Source organism: Flavitalea plasmicola (genome assembly GCF_030546645.1).
Classification (GTDB): Bacteria; Bacteroidota; Bacteroidia; order Chitinophagales; family Chitinophagaceae; genus Puia.
The window spans coordinates 457,679-474,558 of record NZ_JAUOTO010000007.1; the positions used below are offsets into that span (position 1 = coordinate 457,679).

Annotated in this window: 15 protein-coding genes; 4 read left to right on the forward strand and 11 right to left on the reverse strand. The window is 51.2% G+C overall.

Going from position 1 to position 16,880, the window contains the following annotated elements:
- Positions 1-38: 38 nt before the first annotated feature.
- Positions 39-1,289: a serine hydrolase gene (locus Q4E93_RS27240; protein WP_303590787.1), complete on the reverse strand. Its 1,251-nt coding sequence runs from the start codon at positions 1,287-1,289 to the stop codon at positions 39-41.
- Positions 1,290-1,355: 66 nt separating this feature from the next.
- On the opposite strand from Q4E93_RS27240, the gene Q4E93_RS27245 reads away from it, so the two are divergent.
- From Q4E93_RS27245 to Q4E93_RS27260, 4 genes are all read left to right on the forward strand, one after another.
- Entirely contained in the window at positions 1,356-2,366 is a 1,011-nt protein-coding gene (locus Q4E93_RS27245) for a fumarylacetoacetate hydrolase family protein (RefSeq protein WP_303590789.1), read from the forward strand.
- Positions 2,363-3,247, forward strand: coding sequence for a flavin reductase family protein (locus Q4E93_RS27250; RefSeq protein WP_303590790.1), 885 nt, complete (start codon positions 2,363-2,365; stop codon positions 3,245-3,247). The genes Q4E93_RS27245 and Q4E93_RS27250 overlap by 4 nt, the downstream gene beginning before the upstream one ends.
- A gap of 56 nt (positions 3,248-3,303) precedes the next feature.
- Complete coding sequence (gene lysS / locus Q4E93_RS27255) at positions 3,304-4,857, forward strand: lysine--tRNA ligase (RefSeq protein WP_303590792.1); 1,554 nt, start codon at positions 3,304-3,306, stop codon at positions 4,855-4,857.
- Between the two features lie 498 nt (positions 4,858-5,355).
- Positions 5,356-5,727, forward strand: coding sequence for a DoxX-related protein (locus tag Q4E93_RS27260; protein WP_303590794.1), 372 nt, complete (start codon positions 5,356-5,358; stop codon positions 5,725-5,727).
- Positions 5,728-6,183: 456 nt separating this feature from the next.
- On the opposite strand, the gene Q4E93_RS27265 is transcribed toward Q4E93_RS27260, so the two are convergent.
- From Q4E93_RS27265 to Q4E93_RS27310, 10 genes are all read right to left on the reverse strand, one after another.
- A complete protein-coding gene (locus tag Q4E93_RS27265) occupies positions 6,184-7,008 on the reverse strand; it encodes an SDR family oxidoreductase (RefSeq protein ID WP_303590796.1) in 825 nt (274 codons plus the stop codon).
- A 734-nt stretch (positions 7,009-7,742) separates the two neighbouring features.
- Positions 7,743-9,290 (reverse strand): DHA2 family efflux MFS transporter permease subunit, encoded by a 1,548-nt coding sequence (locus tag Q4E93_RS27270; RefSeq protein WP_303590797.1) that lies wholly within the window; start codon positions 9,288-9,290, stop codon positions 7,743-7,745.
- 72 nt (positions 9,291-9,362) lie between these two features.
- Entirely contained in the window at positions 9,363-10,409 is a 1,047-nt protein-coding gene (locus tag Q4E93_RS27275; RefSeq protein WP_303590799.1) for an HlyD family secretion protein, read from the reverse strand.
- A 36-nt stretch (positions 10,410-10,445) separates the two neighbouring features.
- Positions 10,446-11,777: a TolC family protein gene (locus Q4E93_RS27280; protein WP_303590800.1), complete on the reverse strand. Its 1,332-nt coding sequence runs from the start codon at positions 11,775-11,777 to the stop codon at positions 10,446-10,448.
- A gap of 85 nt (positions 11,778-11,862) precedes the next feature.
- Positions 11,863-12,510: a TetR/AcrR family transcriptional regulator gene (locus Q4E93_RS27285; protein WP_303590801.1), complete on the reverse strand. Its 648-nt coding sequence runs from the start codon at positions 12,508-12,510 to the stop codon at positions 11,863-11,865.
- 539 nt (positions 12,511-13,049) lie between these two features.
- Complete coding sequence (locus Q4E93_RS27290) at positions 13,050-14,039, reverse strand: aldo/keto reductase (RefSeq protein ID WP_303590802.1); 990 nt, start codon at positions 14,037-14,039, stop codon at positions 13,050-13,052.
- A 62-nt stretch (positions 14,040-14,101) separates the two neighbouring features.
- Positions 14,102-14,698 carry an LPS export ABC transporter periplasmic protein LptC gene (gene lptC / locus Q4E93_RS27295; protein ID WP_303590804.1) on the reverse strand — a complete coding sequence of 199 codons (597 nt, stop codon included), beginning with the start codon at positions 14,696-14,698 and terminating at the stop codon, positions 14,102-14,104.
- Positions 14,670-15,398, reverse strand: a complete 729-nt coding sequence (locus tag Q4E93_RS27300; RefSeq protein ID WP_303590806.1) for a type III pantothenate kinase — start codon at positions 15,396-15,398, stop codon at positions 14,670-14,672. The genes lptC and Q4E93_RS27300 overlap by 29 nt, the downstream gene beginning before the upstream one ends.
- A gap of 6 nt (positions 15,399-15,404) precedes the next feature.
- Positions 15,405-16,049, reverse strand: coding sequence for an LON peptidase substrate-binding domain-containing protein (locus Q4E93_RS27305; RefSeq protein ID WP_303590808.1), 645 nt, complete (start codon positions 16,047-16,049; stop codon positions 15,405-15,407).
- 37 nt (positions 16,050-16,086) lie between these two features.
- A complete protein-coding gene (locus Q4E93_RS27310) occupies positions 16,087-16,872 on the reverse strand; it encodes a glycosyltransferase (RefSeq protein ID WP_303590810.1) in 786 nt (261 codons plus the stop codon).
- Positions 16,873-16,880 lie beyond the last annotated feature (8 nt).

Consider the following 16,880-nt stretch of genomic DNA (forward strand, 5'->3'; position numbering starts at 1 on the left):
GCCTGTTATAAGCAGCAAAGGTACGAAGAACCATCCAATCAACGCTCCGGGGCATAGGAGAGCCTGAATTTGCCGAGATCCGGCCTATGCCTCCTTTTCCGCCCCAGTTCATACCTATAAATGATTTCCCCTACCTCCCTGAAAAATGGATAGCCCGTCTCGTCATATTCGTATTTATCATCATTCAAAACGCCGTCCCGGTTGACATAGATCACGCCGCTGAGCATGAACTCCACTTTATTCTTAAAATCAACGATATAGGCCACATCCGTCAGGAAGCCGTACGACCAGCCCGGCTTGTTGAAGACCCGGATATATCCCGGAATGGGCGTCCTGCCCGCCTTGAAAAAGAAGAACTTCGTGTAACTGTCGAAGTATTCCGCCGTGTCATAACGGGGATGCCGCTCCTCCGAAGGGTATTGCGACATATAGCGATAGAGAAAGGCGTAATCCTCCGCAGTCAGGTGAAACCGTTTTGCCGGCGGCACCGACTCCGGAAATAATATAGACTGCAGGAGGCTTTGTTCATCTTCCAGGGGCACATTATTGTGCCGGGTGAAATCCATGGGCGTATGGACCAGCGAATCGTTACGGTCCAGGTGAGCATGGCCGATGAAGACCTGCCGGCTGAAATCGAACCTTGCTTTACTTTCAGCAGGCGGCTGCTCATACGCGACACTGTCATTCCGCATGAACCGCACAGGATTGGTATGCCGGTTCTCCTCCTCCGTCATCGGTACAAAGCGGCGGGTGATCCGTATACGGGGATACCCCATCTGCCACAGCCGCTCATTCAGGTATTGCTGACCTAAGAATTCATACAGCCGGTTGTACGCATCATTGTCGCTGACAAGAAAGATCTTTTTGATATACTGCGCCAGAGATGGCCGTCCGTCAGCCGCGCTGGTATCGGTGGATACGGGATGCTGACCGCTGAAAGCGCTATCCGTCAGCATTGGACTATACTTGTCGATGCCATGGCTTCGAAGATTGTTCATTTTTTCCAGGGCAAGGAAGGCAAGCGGCATTTTCACTGTGCTGGCAGGGTTAAAATATTCCAATGGGTCCACCCGGTAGTAATAGCTGTGAAACCGTGGCCGGTTATGGGCGTCCCGGTCTATCTGTGTATAGATAAGCTGGTACCGGAAAGAATCGGGGTGCGCTAATATCGTCCTCAGCTGCGGAGAAGCCTGGCCTTGCAGCAACCCCTCCAGGAAATGATCCGTCCGCTGCGCCCGGGATGTACCAAATATCATTATACCAATGACGAATAACCTTATTCCCTTCATAATCTCCTAAATCTAGCACATTTTAAATATTCCATTACCTTTGACCTCCCTGAAAAAAATACGCATATGAGGATCGTAAGCTATCTGAAAGAAGAGCATGAACAACTGGCCATCTTCGTGGAAGGGTTGTTATACGATATGGAGCTGATCCATCCCGACATCCCCAACACGATGGTCATGTTCCTCAACTACTGGGAGGAGCTGTACCCGCTGGTACAGGCAGGTGAACTGGCGATACAGGATGGCCACATCGGTAATAAGAAAGCCGTCCCCGCAGACAGCGTCCAACTGCTGGCCCCCGTACCTTTTCCTTCTTCCTGCCGGGATGGCTATGCGTTCCGTCAGCATGTCGCTGCCGCCAGGCGCAACCGGAATGCGCCCATGATCCCCGAATTCGATCAATACCCGATCTTCTATTTCACCAATCATCATAGTATCCAGGGACCCGGCGACATCCGTTGCATGCCCGATCATTTTGAAAAGCTGGATTTCGAGCTGGAAGTAGCCATCGTCATCGCCCGCCATGGAAGGAATATCCCCGCGGAAGAGGCAGATGAGTACATCGGGGGGCTGATGATCATGAATGATATGAGTGCCCGGCGACTGCAGATGGAAGAAATGTTATTGAACCTGGGACCTGCAAAAGGCAAGGATTTTTCCACCGTCACCGGCCCCTGGCTGGTGACCCTGGATGAGCTGCAGCCTTTCGAAGTACCCTGTAAGGAAGGACACACGGGCAAGAACTGGAACCTGCGGATGCAGTGCCGGGTCAATGATATACAGGTCAGCGATGGAAATCTGGCCGATATGGATTGGACCTTTGCCGAGATCATTGAAAGAGCCTCCTATGGCGTGGACCTCTACCCGGGGGATATCATCGGCAGCGGTACGGTCGGCACGGGCTGCTTCCTGGAATTGAACGGCACCGGCAAGCTCAACGATCCCAACTATACAGAACAGTGGCTGCGGGAAGGCGATAAGATAGAGCTGGAAGTAGAAGGACTGGGGATCCTCGCCAATACCATCGTACGGGAAGACAGTACCTTCTCTCTTTTGGCAAAAAAGAAGCGCTTATGACACTCGACCTTGCCTCCCTTAGCCCCGTCCTGCGGCAAAATTTTCTGCAATATGCCGTGGCGCCCCGTCCCGTCTGCTTTGCCAGCACCATCGACAGCTCCGGACAGGTGAACCTGAGCCCATTCAGCTTTTTCAACCTGTTCTCCTCCACCCCTCCGATCCTGGTCTTTTCCCCCGCACGGCGGGTAAGGGACAATACCACCAAGCACACCCTCCACAATGTGCTGGACGTGCCGGAAGTGGTAATCAACATAGTGGATTACGACATGGTGCAGCAGACGAGCCTCGCCAGCTGTGAATACCCAAAGGGGACCAACGAATTTCTCAAGGCAGGACTTACGGAAATGCCAGCTACCCGGGTACGCCCTCCCATGGTAAAAGAAAGCAAGATAAAGATCGAATGCAAGGTCATCGAGATCAAGCCCCTGGGTGAAGAGGGCGGCGCGGGCAACCTCGTCATCTGTGAAGCCCTGTGCATGCACATCGATGACGCCATCCTGGACGATGAAAAAAAGATGATCGACCAGCGTCGCATCCATCACATAGCCCGCCTGGGAGGCGACTGGTACTGCAGGGTGGACGAGCATAATCTTTTCCAGGTGGAGAAGCCCAACACAAAGCTGGGCATCGGCATCGACGCCTTGCCGTCTCCGCTGCGCAACAGTACCATCCTCAGCGGCAATGACCTGGGGCAACTGGCCAATGTGCACGAACTACCCACCATTGACCCCGCCTTTCATGACGACACCCTGAAAAATATATTCCAATATTATTCTGTCAATCCCGACGAAATGGAAAAAGAGCTGCATGCCTATGCCAAAAAGCTGCTCAGCCAGGGTAAAGTGGCTGAAGCCTGGCAGGTGCTGCTGGCATTGAACTGATGACCTATGCTGCATTTTTTATACCTTTGCCGCCATTTCTATATCATTTTCGGACTATGAGCACATCAAATTTGTCAGAGCAGGAGATCATTCGCCGGGAAAAGCTGGAAGAGCTGAACAAGCTGGGAGTGGACGCTTACCCCGCCCCTTTGTATCCCGTGAATTCCAATGCCGCTTATATCAAGGCCCATTACATGGGGGAATCCAATGCCGCCGAATTTGCCAATGTATGTGTAGCCGGCCGCCTCATGAGCCGCCGGGACATGGGTAAAGCCTCCTTTGCCAGCCTGCAGGACAGCACAGGCCGTATTCAGATCTATATCAAACGGGACGACATCAGCCCAGGAGAAGACAAATCCCTCTACGACAAAGTGTGGAAGCACCTGCTTGACCTGGGCGACATCGTAGGAATAAAAGGCTATGTCTTTACGACCAAAACTGGCGAGATCTCCATCCATGCAAAGGAGTTCACCATCCTGACAAAATCACTCAAGCCCCTGCCCGTTGTTCGGGAGAAAGAAGGCGAAACCTTCGATGCCGTCACCGATCCGGAGTTCCGCTACCGCCAGCGCTATGCCGACCTTGTCGTCAACCCGCAGGTAAAAGAAACATTTATTAAAAGGAGCAAAATGATCAATGCTATCCGGGACTTCCTTAATGACCGAGGAGCCCTGGAAGTGGATACCCCCGTATTACAGAGCATTCCCGGTGGCGCCGCTGCCCGGCCGTTCATCACGCACCACAACGCACTGGATGTTCCATTCTACCTGCGCATCGCCAATGAGCTCTATCTCAAAAGACTTATCGTAGGGGGCTTCGACTGGGTATATGAGTTCAGCCGCAACTTCAGGAACGAAGGGATGGACCGTACACACAATCCTGAATTCACCGTCCTCGAGTTCTATACGGCCTATAAAGATTATCTGTGGATGATGGAGACGACGGAACAATTGCTGGAGAACGCAGCCCTGGCCACCAATGGCAGCAGCGTATCGACGGTCGACGGCAAAGAGATCGACTTCAAAGCTCCTTACCGGAGGATCACCATGTACGACGCCATCCGGGAATACACCGGCATCGACATCAGCGGCATGAATGAAGACCAGCTGAGGGATGTCTGCCAGCAGCTGCATATCCCCGTGGACAAGACCATGGGTAAAGGCAAGCTGATCGACGAGCTCTTCAGCGAAAAATGCGAACATCACTTTATTCAACCCACCTTCATCACCGATTACCCGGTGGAAATGAGCCCGCTTACGAAGAAACACCGCAGTCGTCCCGGCCTGGTCGAACGCTTCGAGCTCATCGTCAACGGGAAGGAGATCGCCAATGCCTACAGCGAGCTCAACGACCCCATCGATCAACGGGAACGTTTCGAAGCGCAGCTCCAGCTGATGGAGCGCGGTGATGACGAAGCGATGTTCATCGACTATGACTTCCTTCGCGCCCTGGAATACGGCATGCCGCCGACAGCAGGTATAGGTTTCGGTATCGACCGGCTGGCGATGCTTTTCACCGGCCAGACCAGCATACAGGACGTATTGCTGTTCCCGCAGATGCGGCCGGAGAAGGTGGCCGATCAACAGGAAGATTCACAGCCGCATCCATGAGTTCCATTGAAAAGACATTAATTCACGAATAAATGAGGCCCGAAAAAATGACAGATCAAGAAGAAGGGCCGAATTGACAGACCTTCTCCATGATTTTTCATCGGTGTCTGCCGAACTTCGTTTCATGAGTTCCATTGAAAAGACATTGATTCACGAATAGATGCGGCCGGAGAAGGTAGCCGATCAACAGGAAGATTCACAGCCGCATCCATGAGTTCCATTGAAAAGACATTGATTCACGAATAAATGCGGCCGGAGAAGATGTCCGATCCATCCAAAACGCCCCGTCTGACCCCCATGCACAAATAAAAGCCCGCTTTCGCCATGACCTGCCCTTGCCGGAGAGCCTCCCTGAGGCGCCGATACCCTCCTGCTAACGGATAGCCGAGGAAACAGGATCTTTACAAAGGAGCTCATGCTTCGGAAAGCCTATGTGCAAAGATTGTCCGGGGCCGTTACCTAATTTTTCGTTAAATTGTAGGTATAAACGATTGCCATATGGATAATGCAACCATCTCTAAGATCGGAACCATTTTCTATGCCTTGGTTATTGGCTTTTTTGGCCTCAATCATTTTATGAATGGTACAGGCATGGCAAAAATGGTACCCAGGTTCCTCCCGGGAGGAGAAATCTGGGTATATCTCACAGGCGCAGCTCTTCTTTTAGCAGCTATTTCTTTTCTCATCAACAAGTATACCCGATTGGCGGGATTGCTGCTGGCCCTTTTCCTGTTATTGATTGTATTGACGGTCCATTTGCCGGCCGTACTGAATGCTCCTGATGAAAGTGCCAGGAGATTCCCCATGGTCAACCTTATCAAAGACACTGGCCTGGCAGCCGCCGCATTATTGGTGGCCAGCCGGCATTAGAACCGCAAGGCCGTTGCAAAATCCTTATCACGCCTAAAAAGCAAAATCGGGCCAAAGGCCCCATTCTGTCGTGGACCCGCAAAACCGGACCACGCCTAAATTAACTGTGGCGGACCACAGATCCGGTGCGCCATTCTCTTTTCGGCAGATGAAGCGGACCGAACGTCCGCTGATCGGCCTGACGGCCGATGTTTAGTTAGACTCTAACCTATTGTCCTTCGGAACTTCGGCGGAGCTGCATTCCTCGCTCAGAACTTCGGCAAAGCTGCGTTCCTCGCTTTACCTCGTTCGTACCTTTCGCTACGCTCAGGTACGTTCATAACCTTCGCTATCGCTCGGTTACCTCCTGTGCTCGGATCTGGCAAAAAAAATCCTCCCGCCTTTGAACGGGAGGAGGATGTTGCCTTTTACCCAGGATTAAAAATGAAAAAAATTTAATGGGTCGCGTCTTACGTCTTATAGAAATAAATCGTTCATTAACTTGTGCTCGGGATTGATCGCATACTTGGAAAAGTCCGAAATCCCGGCTTCAATTAAAACGTCCTCATCTATAAAAAAATTGCCCGTGCTTTCAAAAGAAGGTTTTTGTAATATGTAGAACGCCGCATCAGCAACAATTTCCGGTGTACGGCTTCGCTGAATCAAAAAATCTCCCCCCAGCAAATTCTTCACCGCCGCAGTAGCGATGGTCGTCTTGGGCCAGAGAGCGTTGGCGCCGATCCTATATTGCTTCAATTCCTCCGCCAGACCCAGGATCACCATGCTCATACCATATTTACTGATCGTATAGGCCAGGTGAGGGGCAAACCAGCGCGGGTCCATGTTAAGGGGCGGCGACATATTTAATATATGGGGATTATGCGCCTCCTTCAGATAGGGTATGCAAGCCTGGCTCATAAAAAAACTGCCCCTGATATTGATATTATGCATCAGGTCCCATCGTTTGAACTCGGTTTGCTCCGTTGGCGCGATATTGACAGCGCTGGCATTGTTCACCAGGATGTCGATCCCCCCGAAAGCATTCACTGTCTCCTGAACGATATGCTTGATGCTGTCCTCAAAGCGGATATCTCCCTGGATAGGGAGCACCTTACCCCCTCCGGCGGCGGCAATCTCCTCCGCCGCGGTAAAGATCGTCCCCTCCAGCTTTGGATTAGGCTCGGCTGTCTTGCCCGCAATCGCGATATTCGCACCTTCCTTAGCCAGCCGAATGGCAATGGCCTTGCCGATGCCCCGGGTCCCGCCCGTAATGAGTACTGTTTTGTTTGAGAAGCCTGTCATAGATAAAGGTATAATTACTACTGAATTAGGAACTACAAAATAGGTCAATTTATGCGCTATCCCAAATCTGCTGTCACCATACCAACAGCGTATATCGTAAATCTACGACAACAGCAGTAAATACTGCATCCTTTAAATATAGCGTTTCTTCTCTTGCGGTATAGGCCGTTGGATTGTATGTTTGTATTGTTAAGTATGATTGATGCGCGGGACCAGAAAATCCAATTTATCCGAAGAAAGACCGAACTGAATGAATGAATGAAAATCCAAAGAAAAACCAAGATCCAATTCCGAAGAAAAGCCAACATCCAAACATCCTGAAAAATCCAAAAGAATTCAAAATCCAGAAAAGCCCTGATTCCTAGATCAATCAAAACTTATCCGTTTAAAAAATCCAAATCCGAACAGATCCAATCCTACGAACAAGCCGTGAATTAAAATTTGTACCTATTGATGGCCGCGAAAATGTTGGTTAGGTATCGTACAAAAATGTTGAAACGTCCTGAAGAGATTCAGGACGTTTCTTTTTTTACCTCATCGGCAAAGCCGATCTCTTTTTTTCCGCGGGGCCCGTCCCTGAGTAACCTCGGGGACAGGCTTGGCGCGGCGCATGGGACGCAAGGGCCGTTCTAATGGTTCGTATTTCCTTTCTCGACGACTATTCCGGTTCTAAATCCGCTCTGTTGTATTCAACCCTGCTTATATATATCCAGTCTGTAATTCTAATATTGTCATCAGTGCGCATCGACAGGCATTGCGACACTCTTTTTAAACTTCTGCAAGTAGACGATCGGGATGCTGAAGAGTACAAATAACCCGATGATCAGGTAAAGATTATCATAGGTGACGAGCAAGGTCTGCTTGATGATATTGCCTTCCATGGCCCTGTTGGCCATTTGCTGGGCATCCAGCGCCGAATGGCCCTTGCTCATAAAGTTCTGTACCATGGCGCCATTCCGCTGCACATACTCCGTATTATAGGGATTGATATTCTCCAGCAACGCAGTACGCACCTTTCCCGACTTGGTATGGATCAGGGTCGTCAGGATGGCGATCCCAAAAGACCCTCCCAGCTGTCGCATCATATTGTTCAGGCCGGCGCCCTGGCCGATCTCAGGCCCCTTCAGCTCCTGCAGCGCCAGGGTGGTCAATGGCACGAAGAGAATGGCCATGCCGATCCCGCGGATCACCAGGGGCCAGAAGAAGTCTCCTGTACCGGATTGCAGGGTCGAATTGGACAGCATCCAGGTAAAGACAAAGAAAAGGAAGAAGCCACCTGTCGCCATAAACTGACCGGGTATGCCTCTTTTCAGCATCATCCCCACAAAGGGCATCAGCATGATGGTCGCCACTCCGCTGGGGAACATGATAACGCCTGTTTGCTGGGCGGAAAAACCCAAAAGGTTCTGGCAAAAGACAGGGAAAATGAACACGGAACCATACAGGGCAAAGCCCAGTATGAATGAGGTCAGGATACCCACCGCAAAGCTCCTGTTCTTAAGGATCTTGAAATTCACGACAGGATGATCCGTGCTCAATTCCCGCCAGATAAAGGCAATGCCTGCCAGCACAGTGGTTAACGTAAGCGCGGAAATATATGGCGTTGCAAACCAGTCCTCCGTTTCTCCTTTTTCAAGCACCACCTGTAGGCTGCCTACGCCGGCCGCCAGCAGGGCAATACCCCACCAGTCGATGGGCTTCCCTTTAGCATAGCGGGGAGATTCCCGCACAAAGGCCGAGACAAAAAAGGCGGCAATGGCGCCCACTGGTATATTCACATAAAATATCCAGGGCCAGCTGAAATGGTCGGTGATATACCCCCCGATGGTAGGACCTACGGTGGGGCCTACTACGGCGCCCAGACCAAAAAGGGCCGTCGCCATACCCAACTCTTCCCGGGGCCAGGTTTCCATCAGGATAGCCTGGGCAGTGGAAAGGAGACCACCCCCGGCCAGCCCTTGTAATATACGGAACAACACCAGCTCGGTAAGGCTATGCGCCTGTCCGCAAAGGAAACTGGCGAAAGTAAAGACGAGGATGGAAGTGATAAAATAGTTCTTTCTACCAAACCGGTCGCCCAGCCATCCCGACATAGGCAGGATAATTACGTTCGCCACCGCATAGCCCGTGACGATCCAGCCGGCATCTTCGAGGGTGGCGCCCAGGTTGCCCATAATGTCAGGTAAGGCCACGTTTACGATCGTGGTATCGATCAGCTCCAGCAGAGAAGCTAATATCACCGTGATGGTAATGATCCATTTTCTAAATCCATGTTCAGCCATGACACACAGTTTAATAAATTACAGAGGTTGGCACCCTGTCTTCCGGTCGGCAAAGTGCCATTTAACACAGGCCTATTTTGTATACACAACGACTTTTACGCTCATCCCCGCACGCAGCAGACTCTTCGTAACAGTATCCGTTTCCAGCTTGATCCTCACCGGCACTCGCTGTACCACCTTTACGAAGTTACCCGTGGCATTGTCCGGAGGCAGCAGGGAGAATTTGGCGCCCGTGGCCCCGGCAAAAGATTCTACAGAGCCTTGTATAGTCTTATCGGAATAGGCGTCGGGGTGAATGTCTACCTTCTCACCGATCTTCAGGTGCTCTAATTGTGTCTCTTTAAAATTTGCCGTCACATAGATCCCTTTGTCATCGACAATAGCAAATAGGGATTGTCCGGCCTGCACCAGCTGGCCCAGCTGGATATTGCGTTTGGATACTACGCCGCTGGTTGGGGCGACGATGACGGTATAGGAAAGCTGCAGCTTTGCAAAGTCGATATCCGCCTGACGGGAAGCGATCACACTGGCGGCGGCGCCGACCTGGCTCCTGTTGGTGCTGACGCGCCTTGCCTGTACAGGCACCTGCGTCTGTGCAACGTTCAGCGCGGCTTCGGCAGCGTCCTTTTCAGCTTTCGCATCATCAAACTGCGCCTTGGTGATCGCGTGGTCGTTATAAAGGTTTTGATAACGGTTAAAATCTTCATTCGCCTTCCATACCCTCACCTTGGCAGCCTGCACATTTGCCTGTGCTGTGGCGATACCCGTCCTGGCTTCCGACACCTGCGTCTCGGAAACATCCACCGTCTGACGGGTAGCCGTCAGGGCGGCCTGCGCCTGTTGTAATCTCACCTGGTAATCCCGGTCGTCCAGGACCACCAGCGTATCACCCGCTTTCACGAATTGGTTGTCGGCAAATCTTATTTCCTTGACATAGCCGCCGACCCTGGCCACCACAGGGCTGATGTCCGCGTCTATCTGGGCATTATCTGTTTCTTCATGGCTTTGGAAATAGAAATATTCCTTGGCCGAAAAGATCAGGGCTCCTACCAGCACCAACGCCAGGATGATGGGGAAGATGAGTTTTTTGCCTTTTTTTGGAGTGTTATTTTGTTCCATATACTATATAAATGCAGTTGTTTAAAAATTATCCTTTTATAAGCTGATCTTACCCGTTGCATGCAACATATCATACCAGGCGATGGTAGCGTCCGACTTGGCCAGCTCCAGGTTCACCCGGGCCTGGTACAGCAAGGTCTGCGCATCGATCCGGTCCGTCGTATTCACCAGGTTATTGCGGAATTTCGATTCAGTGATCCGCTCGTTCTCTTCCGCCTGTGTGACGGCATCCTGCAGGACTTTTATCCTTTCCAGGGATTGCCGGTAAAGAATGAAATTCTTGTTCACGTCCTTATGGATCTCATCCAGCTCCTGCTCTTTTGCCGTATTCAATTCCTGCCGTTGAAGCGAAGCCTCCCTTTCCTTGTTTTTATTCGTATATAGGGTGCCGATATCCCAGGAAGCGCCGATACCGAGGGTAACGGGGGCGATCAGGTTATTATGGGTAGGGATCACCTGGCCTGTAGGATTGATATAATACATTCCTGCTGTCGCTGACACCGTCGGCAGACGCTTGTCATGGATCTGCTTCACCGTGACGTCGGCCAGCTTGGTCTGGTAGGAAAGGTCCTGCAGCTCGCGGCGATTGGTCTCGGCCTGTTGCACCAGGTCGGTAAAGACAGGGTTCTGATCCAGCTTATAGCTGGGCGCCGGCAAAATGATCTGCGTGGAATCCGGCAGGCCCAGCAATATGTTCATATTGTAGTTGGCGATCCTTCTGTTGTTCTCCAGCTCTATCTCCGTCAATTGCAGCTGTGACTGCTGCAGCTGATACCGGAGCACGTCATTCTTCGTGGCCAGTCCCTGACCTTCGTATTTGGTGATCTCTTCCAGCTTACCTTGTACGTCCTGCATATTCTGCGCTACGATCAGCTGGTTCTGCAGGATCTTGTTATAATTGATGTACGAGCTGATGACCACCCAGGTGATATCGTCCTTGTCTTTGTCGGCATCCAGGCGGCTCATCTGCACCATCAGATCAGCTGATTGGCGGGCATATTTGAATTGATTGCCTGCGAAGATGGGCTCGGAGACGGACAGCGTACCCATATAAGCCGGAAAATCAAACGGCAATTTTATAGGTTCTTTTGTCACACCAGGGATCTCGATGAGACGGGAGAGCATCAGGGCATGGAGATATTGAAAGCTAACTTTGGCGCTGGGCAGGGCTGCATCTTTCGCCTGCGCAACACGGGTCAGGGCCTCGTCGATCTTGTATTGGCTCCTTTTCAGCTGCTTGCTGTTCTGTATGCCCAGCTGCACGGCCTCATCCAGGGTAAGTGTCCTGGTGGGCGTCTGTGCGGACAGGTCATAAGCAGTCAATATCAGGAGGCTTAAGGCCACTGAGAATGTCTTAATCGCGTTCATCAGTTTATATTTTATTTTATTCCCTCATTCAATGCGCACTTATAGATTATCTGTAATCAACCCTCCGGTGCGCATCATCTTAGGTCTACCCCTTAGAGGGCGAACCAAGGTTTGCAATGTCCAGATGCGCCCGTAACAACTGTTTAAGGTGGGCCTTCAACCTGGGGGCAAGCTTCGAGCGATAAGCTTCGTCGTTAGCATCGTATCCAAGGGCAAGGACCTGGCAACCATACGGTCTCGCCTGGGTGTAGGATGAGATGGTTCCCATCAGGGAGCCCATCGTCATAGGGATGTCAATTTCCCGGAAAAGTTTTTTTTGCTGTCCGTCCTGGATGATCTTGGTGATCTGCTCCAGGTTACGGAGCTTTATATTGATGATCCTGTCCCGGATCTCTTCAGATCGTACATTGGTAGCCTCCCGGTACATGATGCTGTGGAAACGCAGGTTGTTCAGCACCTTTTCGACATAAAATTCCACCAGCCGGTCGATCTTATCCCAGGGGCTCAGCGTCTCGTCCTTATTCAACTCTTCCAGGATGCCGAAGGAATAACCCGCCCGCAACTCGATCAGGGCCTCCAGGAGTTTCTCCTTGGAGCCAAAATAATAAGAGATCATTGCCAGGTTTACCCCGGCCTTCTGGGCAATATCCCGCACGGACGTTCCGTCAAACCCGTTATCCCCAAAAAGCTCCTCCGCCACCGTGAGGATATGTTCTCTTTTATCTGCTGCCATATCAAAGAATTGATGACACAAAATTAAACAAACGTTTGAATTAAACAAACGTTTAATTGAATATTTTTTGGATCGCCTTGCTCGCCAGCGGGAGGAATGCTATCTAACTTCCGTTGTGTCAGTCACTTGTGCTGTCGGGGCCTTGCTCGACTTTTTTGGGTTTTCTAGGCGTTTGGTAGATTTCCATTCTCCGCTTTTGTCGGCGACCCTAACCCTTCCGTCGCTATACTTTCCACCTTCGATGAAAATTATTACTACTGTGAACGATAACTAAGGCCAACCATCAGCAAAAATCCCCGACCGTAGGAAAGTAAGGCTCCTCCAGGGCAGGGTCAACCTCAAGGCCACTGAATTGCAAGCCGCCGCCTTTACACTTCCGAACTCGTCTCACTTGTCAAATCCCCGCTGGCCCAATCCGTGGGCGATCCCCAAAGTACAGCGACGGAAGGCGCATAGCTGTCGGGAATGAAAAAGGGAAAAACTAAAGGCCGCCCTAATAACTTAAGACGGCCTCCAGCACATAAATAAACTTATAACTCCTATGCCAAATCCAACACCGGCTTATTATCTAATATCCTCTCAATCTCCTCCAAAACATCGTGCGTCAACAGCGGCAGCACCTCCAGCGCCTTCAAATTTTCCAGCAGCTGCTCCTTCCGCGTAGCACCTAATATAGCCGTAGTAGTCGTCGCCGCATCCCGCACCGTCCAGGCAATGGCCAGTGCAGGCAACGAAACCCCCAGCCGCTTAGCCAACTCCGCCAGCTTCCCCGTCTTAGCGATCCGGTCCTCCTGCAGCCACCGCTTCACCAACCACTCATATCCAGGCATGGCAAACCGCGAATCCTTCGGAATACCATTCAGATATTTCCCGGAAAGAAAACCCGCCGCCAATGGACTCCAAATAGTCGTACCCAATCCCACGCTCCGGAACACAGGCAGATAATCCTGCTCCATCTTGAAACGCTCGAACATATTGTATTGCGGCTGCTCCATGACAGGTCCGATCAGGCAATACTGCTGCGCGACCTTATGCGCCTCCATGATCTCCGCAGCGCTCCACTGGCTGGTGCCCCAATACAAGGCCTTCCCCTGCTGGACCAGGTTATGCATGGTCCATACCACCTCTTCGATGGGGACATTCGGATCCGGACGATGACAAAAATAAAGGTCCAGGTATTCCAGCTGTAGCCGCTTAAGCGCCTCATGACAGGCCTCCACCAGGTGTTTGCGGCTCAATCCCGTCTGGTTGGGCACAGGCTTATCCCGCGATCCAAAATACGCTTTGGAAGAAACGATATAAGACGTCCTGTCCCAATTCTTCTTTTTTAGTACCCGCCCCATCATCAGCTCGCTTTCCCCATTGGCATAGGTCTCCGCATTATCAAAAAAGTTGATGCCCTTTTCATAGGCGATCCCCATCAGCTCATCAGCCGTATTGTCCTCCACCTGCCCGTGAAAGGTCACCCAGCTGCCAAAAGATAATACACTCAGCTGCAAACCGGATCTGCCCAAACGACGATATTCCATATTTTTTTGTTTGAAAGTACAAAGATTGCAAATTACGGGCCCACGACCAGCCCGCTCATATTTTACTTAGGCACAGCCCCCTGGGAAGTAAGGATACTGCCCTTGAAATGGGTGATCGTATACCAGCGGAAATTCTGGTCTGCTTCCATGCCATATCCGAAGAGGATCTTATCCTTTTGATAGATCGCCACCGAATCATCCGTCGTGAATTTCTGTGTCTGCTGGTCCCACCACAAAGATCTGCAATGGAGCGTGTCCCCCTTCAGAATATTCTTCACCCGCACGCTGTCCCGGAGAAAGACCTTATTCTGATTGGGCAGATATTTTCCGTATTTCGCATCCATCTGGCTTTCGATCTGGAGACTGTCGGTGTAAAAGTCCACATGCAGCGTACGGGGAAATTCAGAGTAAGGCGTATCCGCCTTTTGAAAACGCAGCATATAGGGAGAGGTGAGCTTCCCTTTCACCTTGGCGCCTTCGCTCAGATAGCTTTCGATATTCTTAGCCTCCTCCGGGATCGGTACCCTTGGCCCCGTGGAGGGCGTACTCTTGATTTTATTCTCACAGGATGGCAGCAGCACTGACGCAGCCACCGCCAGCACGACAGCGCAGAAGCCCGATAGAGAAAAGCTATTGATCATTGTATTCGCTGATGACATATAACCCCTTATAGATTAAATATGGGTCCGTAAAATATTGCTTTTTCAGGTGACGGGTGAAATACGCGGCATCGCCGCCGCTTAAAAGCACGTTAAAGTTCGCATATTTCTCCTCATAGGCCGCTACAATACCGTCTATCTCCTTGGCCATGCCCAGGATCACCCCGCTGAGTATATTGGTCCGCGTGTCATAGCCCGCCAGGGGAAAGTTCCAATCCGGCTTTACCAGCGGCAGCTTGGCAGTGAAAGCCTGAAGGGACTTGAAACGCATTTCCATGCCGGGGGAAATACCGCCCCCGATAAACTCCTTGTATTTATTGATATAATTATACGTGATCGCAGATCCCAATCCGATGACAAGATTGTTCTTCCCCGGGAAATAGTGCGAAGCCGCCACTACCAGCGCCAGGCGGTCCGTGCCGATGGTCTCGGGCTTGCCGACAGGAGTGGTGACAGGCAGACGTGAGAGATGACCGAGCTTGTGAAACCGGGTGGTTGCGCCCAGCACCTTCTCCATCTCCGGGTTATGCTCAATGACAGAGGAAAGGATGGACTTTGTAGGGTGGTACTGGTCTATCAGCGCCTGGATCGTTGCCGGTTGATCGTTGTCCAACACATGCTCGCAGATATATTCGCCGTCAGTAAATACGGCACATTTCATTCGGGTATTTCCAAAATCAAAGCAGAGGGTGGTCGCCATATGGATTTAATCTTCGAATTGGAACGAAGATAGGTTTTTGAAATGACCATTCAGCTTTACTCTTTCCTTCAGGGTTTCCATTTCGGCAATGACGGGCAGCACCCTTCCCAGGTGGCGTTTCAGGTATTCCTGCCGCTGCTCTTCCCGCATGAGGCCGAGCAGCTCATATTCTTCCTGCAGGGTAAGCCCCGCATGATGGGCAATGTCATAGGCGGCCAGCTCGGCGTCGGGCTTATGGAAATCCTTGGTGATATTCAGCAGCCGGTGCAATTCCCGGACGGCATTCAGCACCTTTTGCATCAGCTCCCGCTTGCCGGGGCCTTCTACATTTTCCGGATAGTTGACAATGGCGCCGCTGAATAATTTGTCAGGTACGACCTTTATCACTTCCAAAACCCTGAAAACGCGCTGGCCCTGGGCCCGGATATCCATCTCACCATTGTCGTACACCTTCACCACCTCGGTGATCTTCACCAGGGTGCCCATTTCGTTCAGCTTATTGTCTATGACGGTAGGAATGCCAAAAGGCTTGCCCTCCGCGTAACATTCATTCACCAGTTGCTTATACCTGGGCTCGAATATATGCAGGTTCACCGTTTCGCCAGGATAGACTACGATGCCCAGGGGAAATACAGGAATAAAATTCGTCATGTTTTAATGGTGCGGACTCATCGTCCACGCTGCAAATTTAATGATGCTTATTCAATCCGTTGACACAATAAATGCGCCCGGCGGCTTCTTTCGCCCGCCACAGCGCCTTACTCACCGGTGCATCCTGGGAATAGTGAGCGATATGATACAGGTGATAGACGATGGCCCTATGCCTCATGGATTGCTTTTTGATTCCATTCGCCAGCAGCCGCCATTCAATATCTATGTCTTCGCCGACGCCGGCCGTCACATAGTCTTCGTCATATCCGTTGACCTCCAGGATATGTTTTTTGAAGATCCCCCAGTTACAGCCCAACAGGCCATTGGTTTTGTTCCGCTTACGAAAAAAGGGGAGATAGATCCCATCTTCTATTCTTTTGGATCTGTGTTTGAACTGGCTATACAAGGACAGCAGCCCTGGGTCCCGCGAAGCCACCAGCTTTTGGGTCAGCTGCTCGCCCATCAACACTCTTCTGCCAAAAAAAAGGGTGCCCTCCTTAGCCATGCGCGCATACTCTTTCACCAGGCTGCGATGCGGTATGCAGTCACCGTCCAGGATCGTGAGAAATTCTCCCTCAGATATCCGTATCGCTGCATTCAGGATCTTATTCTTGCGAAAACCATCGTCCTTCTGACAAACATGCTTCAGTACGAATGGCAGGTCATGCGACCTTCTTTCCAGATACGCAGGCGTCTCAGGTGCATCGTCGTCTTCCGCAATGATCACCTCGAAGTCTTTAAAGTTTTGCCTTTGAAGACCGTCCAGGACCAGGTCGAGGAAAGGCAGATTCTTATAAAAGCCAATGATGACTGATATCTTCATAGCCGAAA

Bases quoted from the DNA above. Each gene is read 5' to 3' on its own strand.
- Q4E93_RS27240 (WP_303590787.1), bottom strand. From the start codon at position 1,289: ATGAAGGGAATAAGGTTATTCGTCATTGGTATAATGATATTTGGTACA.
- Q4E93_RS27245 (WP_303590789.1), top strand. From the start codon at position 1,356: ATGAGGATCGTAAGCTATCTGAAAGAAGAGCATGAACAACTGGCCATC.
- Q4E93_RS27250 (WP_303590790.1), top strand. From the start codon at position 2,363: ATGACACTCGACCTTGCCTCCCTTAGCCCCGTCCTGCGGCAAAATTTT.
- lysS (WP_303590792.1), top strand. From the start codon at position 3,304: ATGAGCACATCAAATTTGTCAGAGCAGGAGATCATTCGCCGGGAAAAG.
- Q4E93_RS27260 (WP_303590794.1), top strand. From the start codon at position 5,356: ATGGATAATGCAACCATCTCTAAGATCGGAACCATTTTCTATGCCTTG.
- Q4E93_RS27265 (WP_303590796.1), bottom strand. From the start codon at position 7,008: ATGACAGGCTTCTCAAACAAAACAGTACTCATTACGGGCGGGACCCGG.
- Q4E93_RS27270 (WP_303590797.1), bottom strand. From the start codon at position 9,290: ATGGCTGAACATGGATTTAGAAAATGGATCATTACCATCACGGTGATA.
- Q4E93_RS27275 (WP_303590799.1), bottom strand. From the start codon at position 10,409: ATGGAACAAAATAACACTCCAAAAAAAGGCAAAAAACTCATCTTCCCC.
- Q4E93_RS27280 (WP_303590800.1), bottom strand. From the start codon at position 11,777: ATGAACGCGATTAAGACATTCTCAGTGGCCTTAAGCCTCCTGATATTG.
- Q4E93_RS27285 (WP_303590801.1), bottom strand. From the start codon at position 12,510: ATGGCAGCAGATAAAAGAGAACATATCCTCACGGTGGCGGAGGAGCTT.
- Q4E93_RS27290 (WP_303590802.1), bottom strand. From the start codon at position 14,039: ATGGAATATCGTCGTTTGGGCAGATCCGGTTTGCAGCTGAGTGTATTA.
- lptC (WP_303590804.1), bottom strand. From the start codon at position 14,698: ATGTCATCAGCGAATACAATGATCAATAGCTTTTCTCTATCGGGCTTC.
- Q4E93_RS27300 (WP_303590806.1), bottom strand. From the start codon at position 15,398: ATGGCGACCACCCTCTGCTTTGATTTTGGAAATACCCGAATGAAATGT.
- Q4E93_RS27305 (WP_303590808.1), bottom strand. From the start codon at position 16,049: ATGACGAATTTTATTCCTGTATTTCCCCTGGGCATCGTAGTCTATCCT.
- Q4E93_RS27310 (WP_303590810.1), bottom strand. From the start codon at position 16,872: ATGAAGATATCAGTCATCATTGGCTTTTATAAGAATCTGCCTTTCCTC.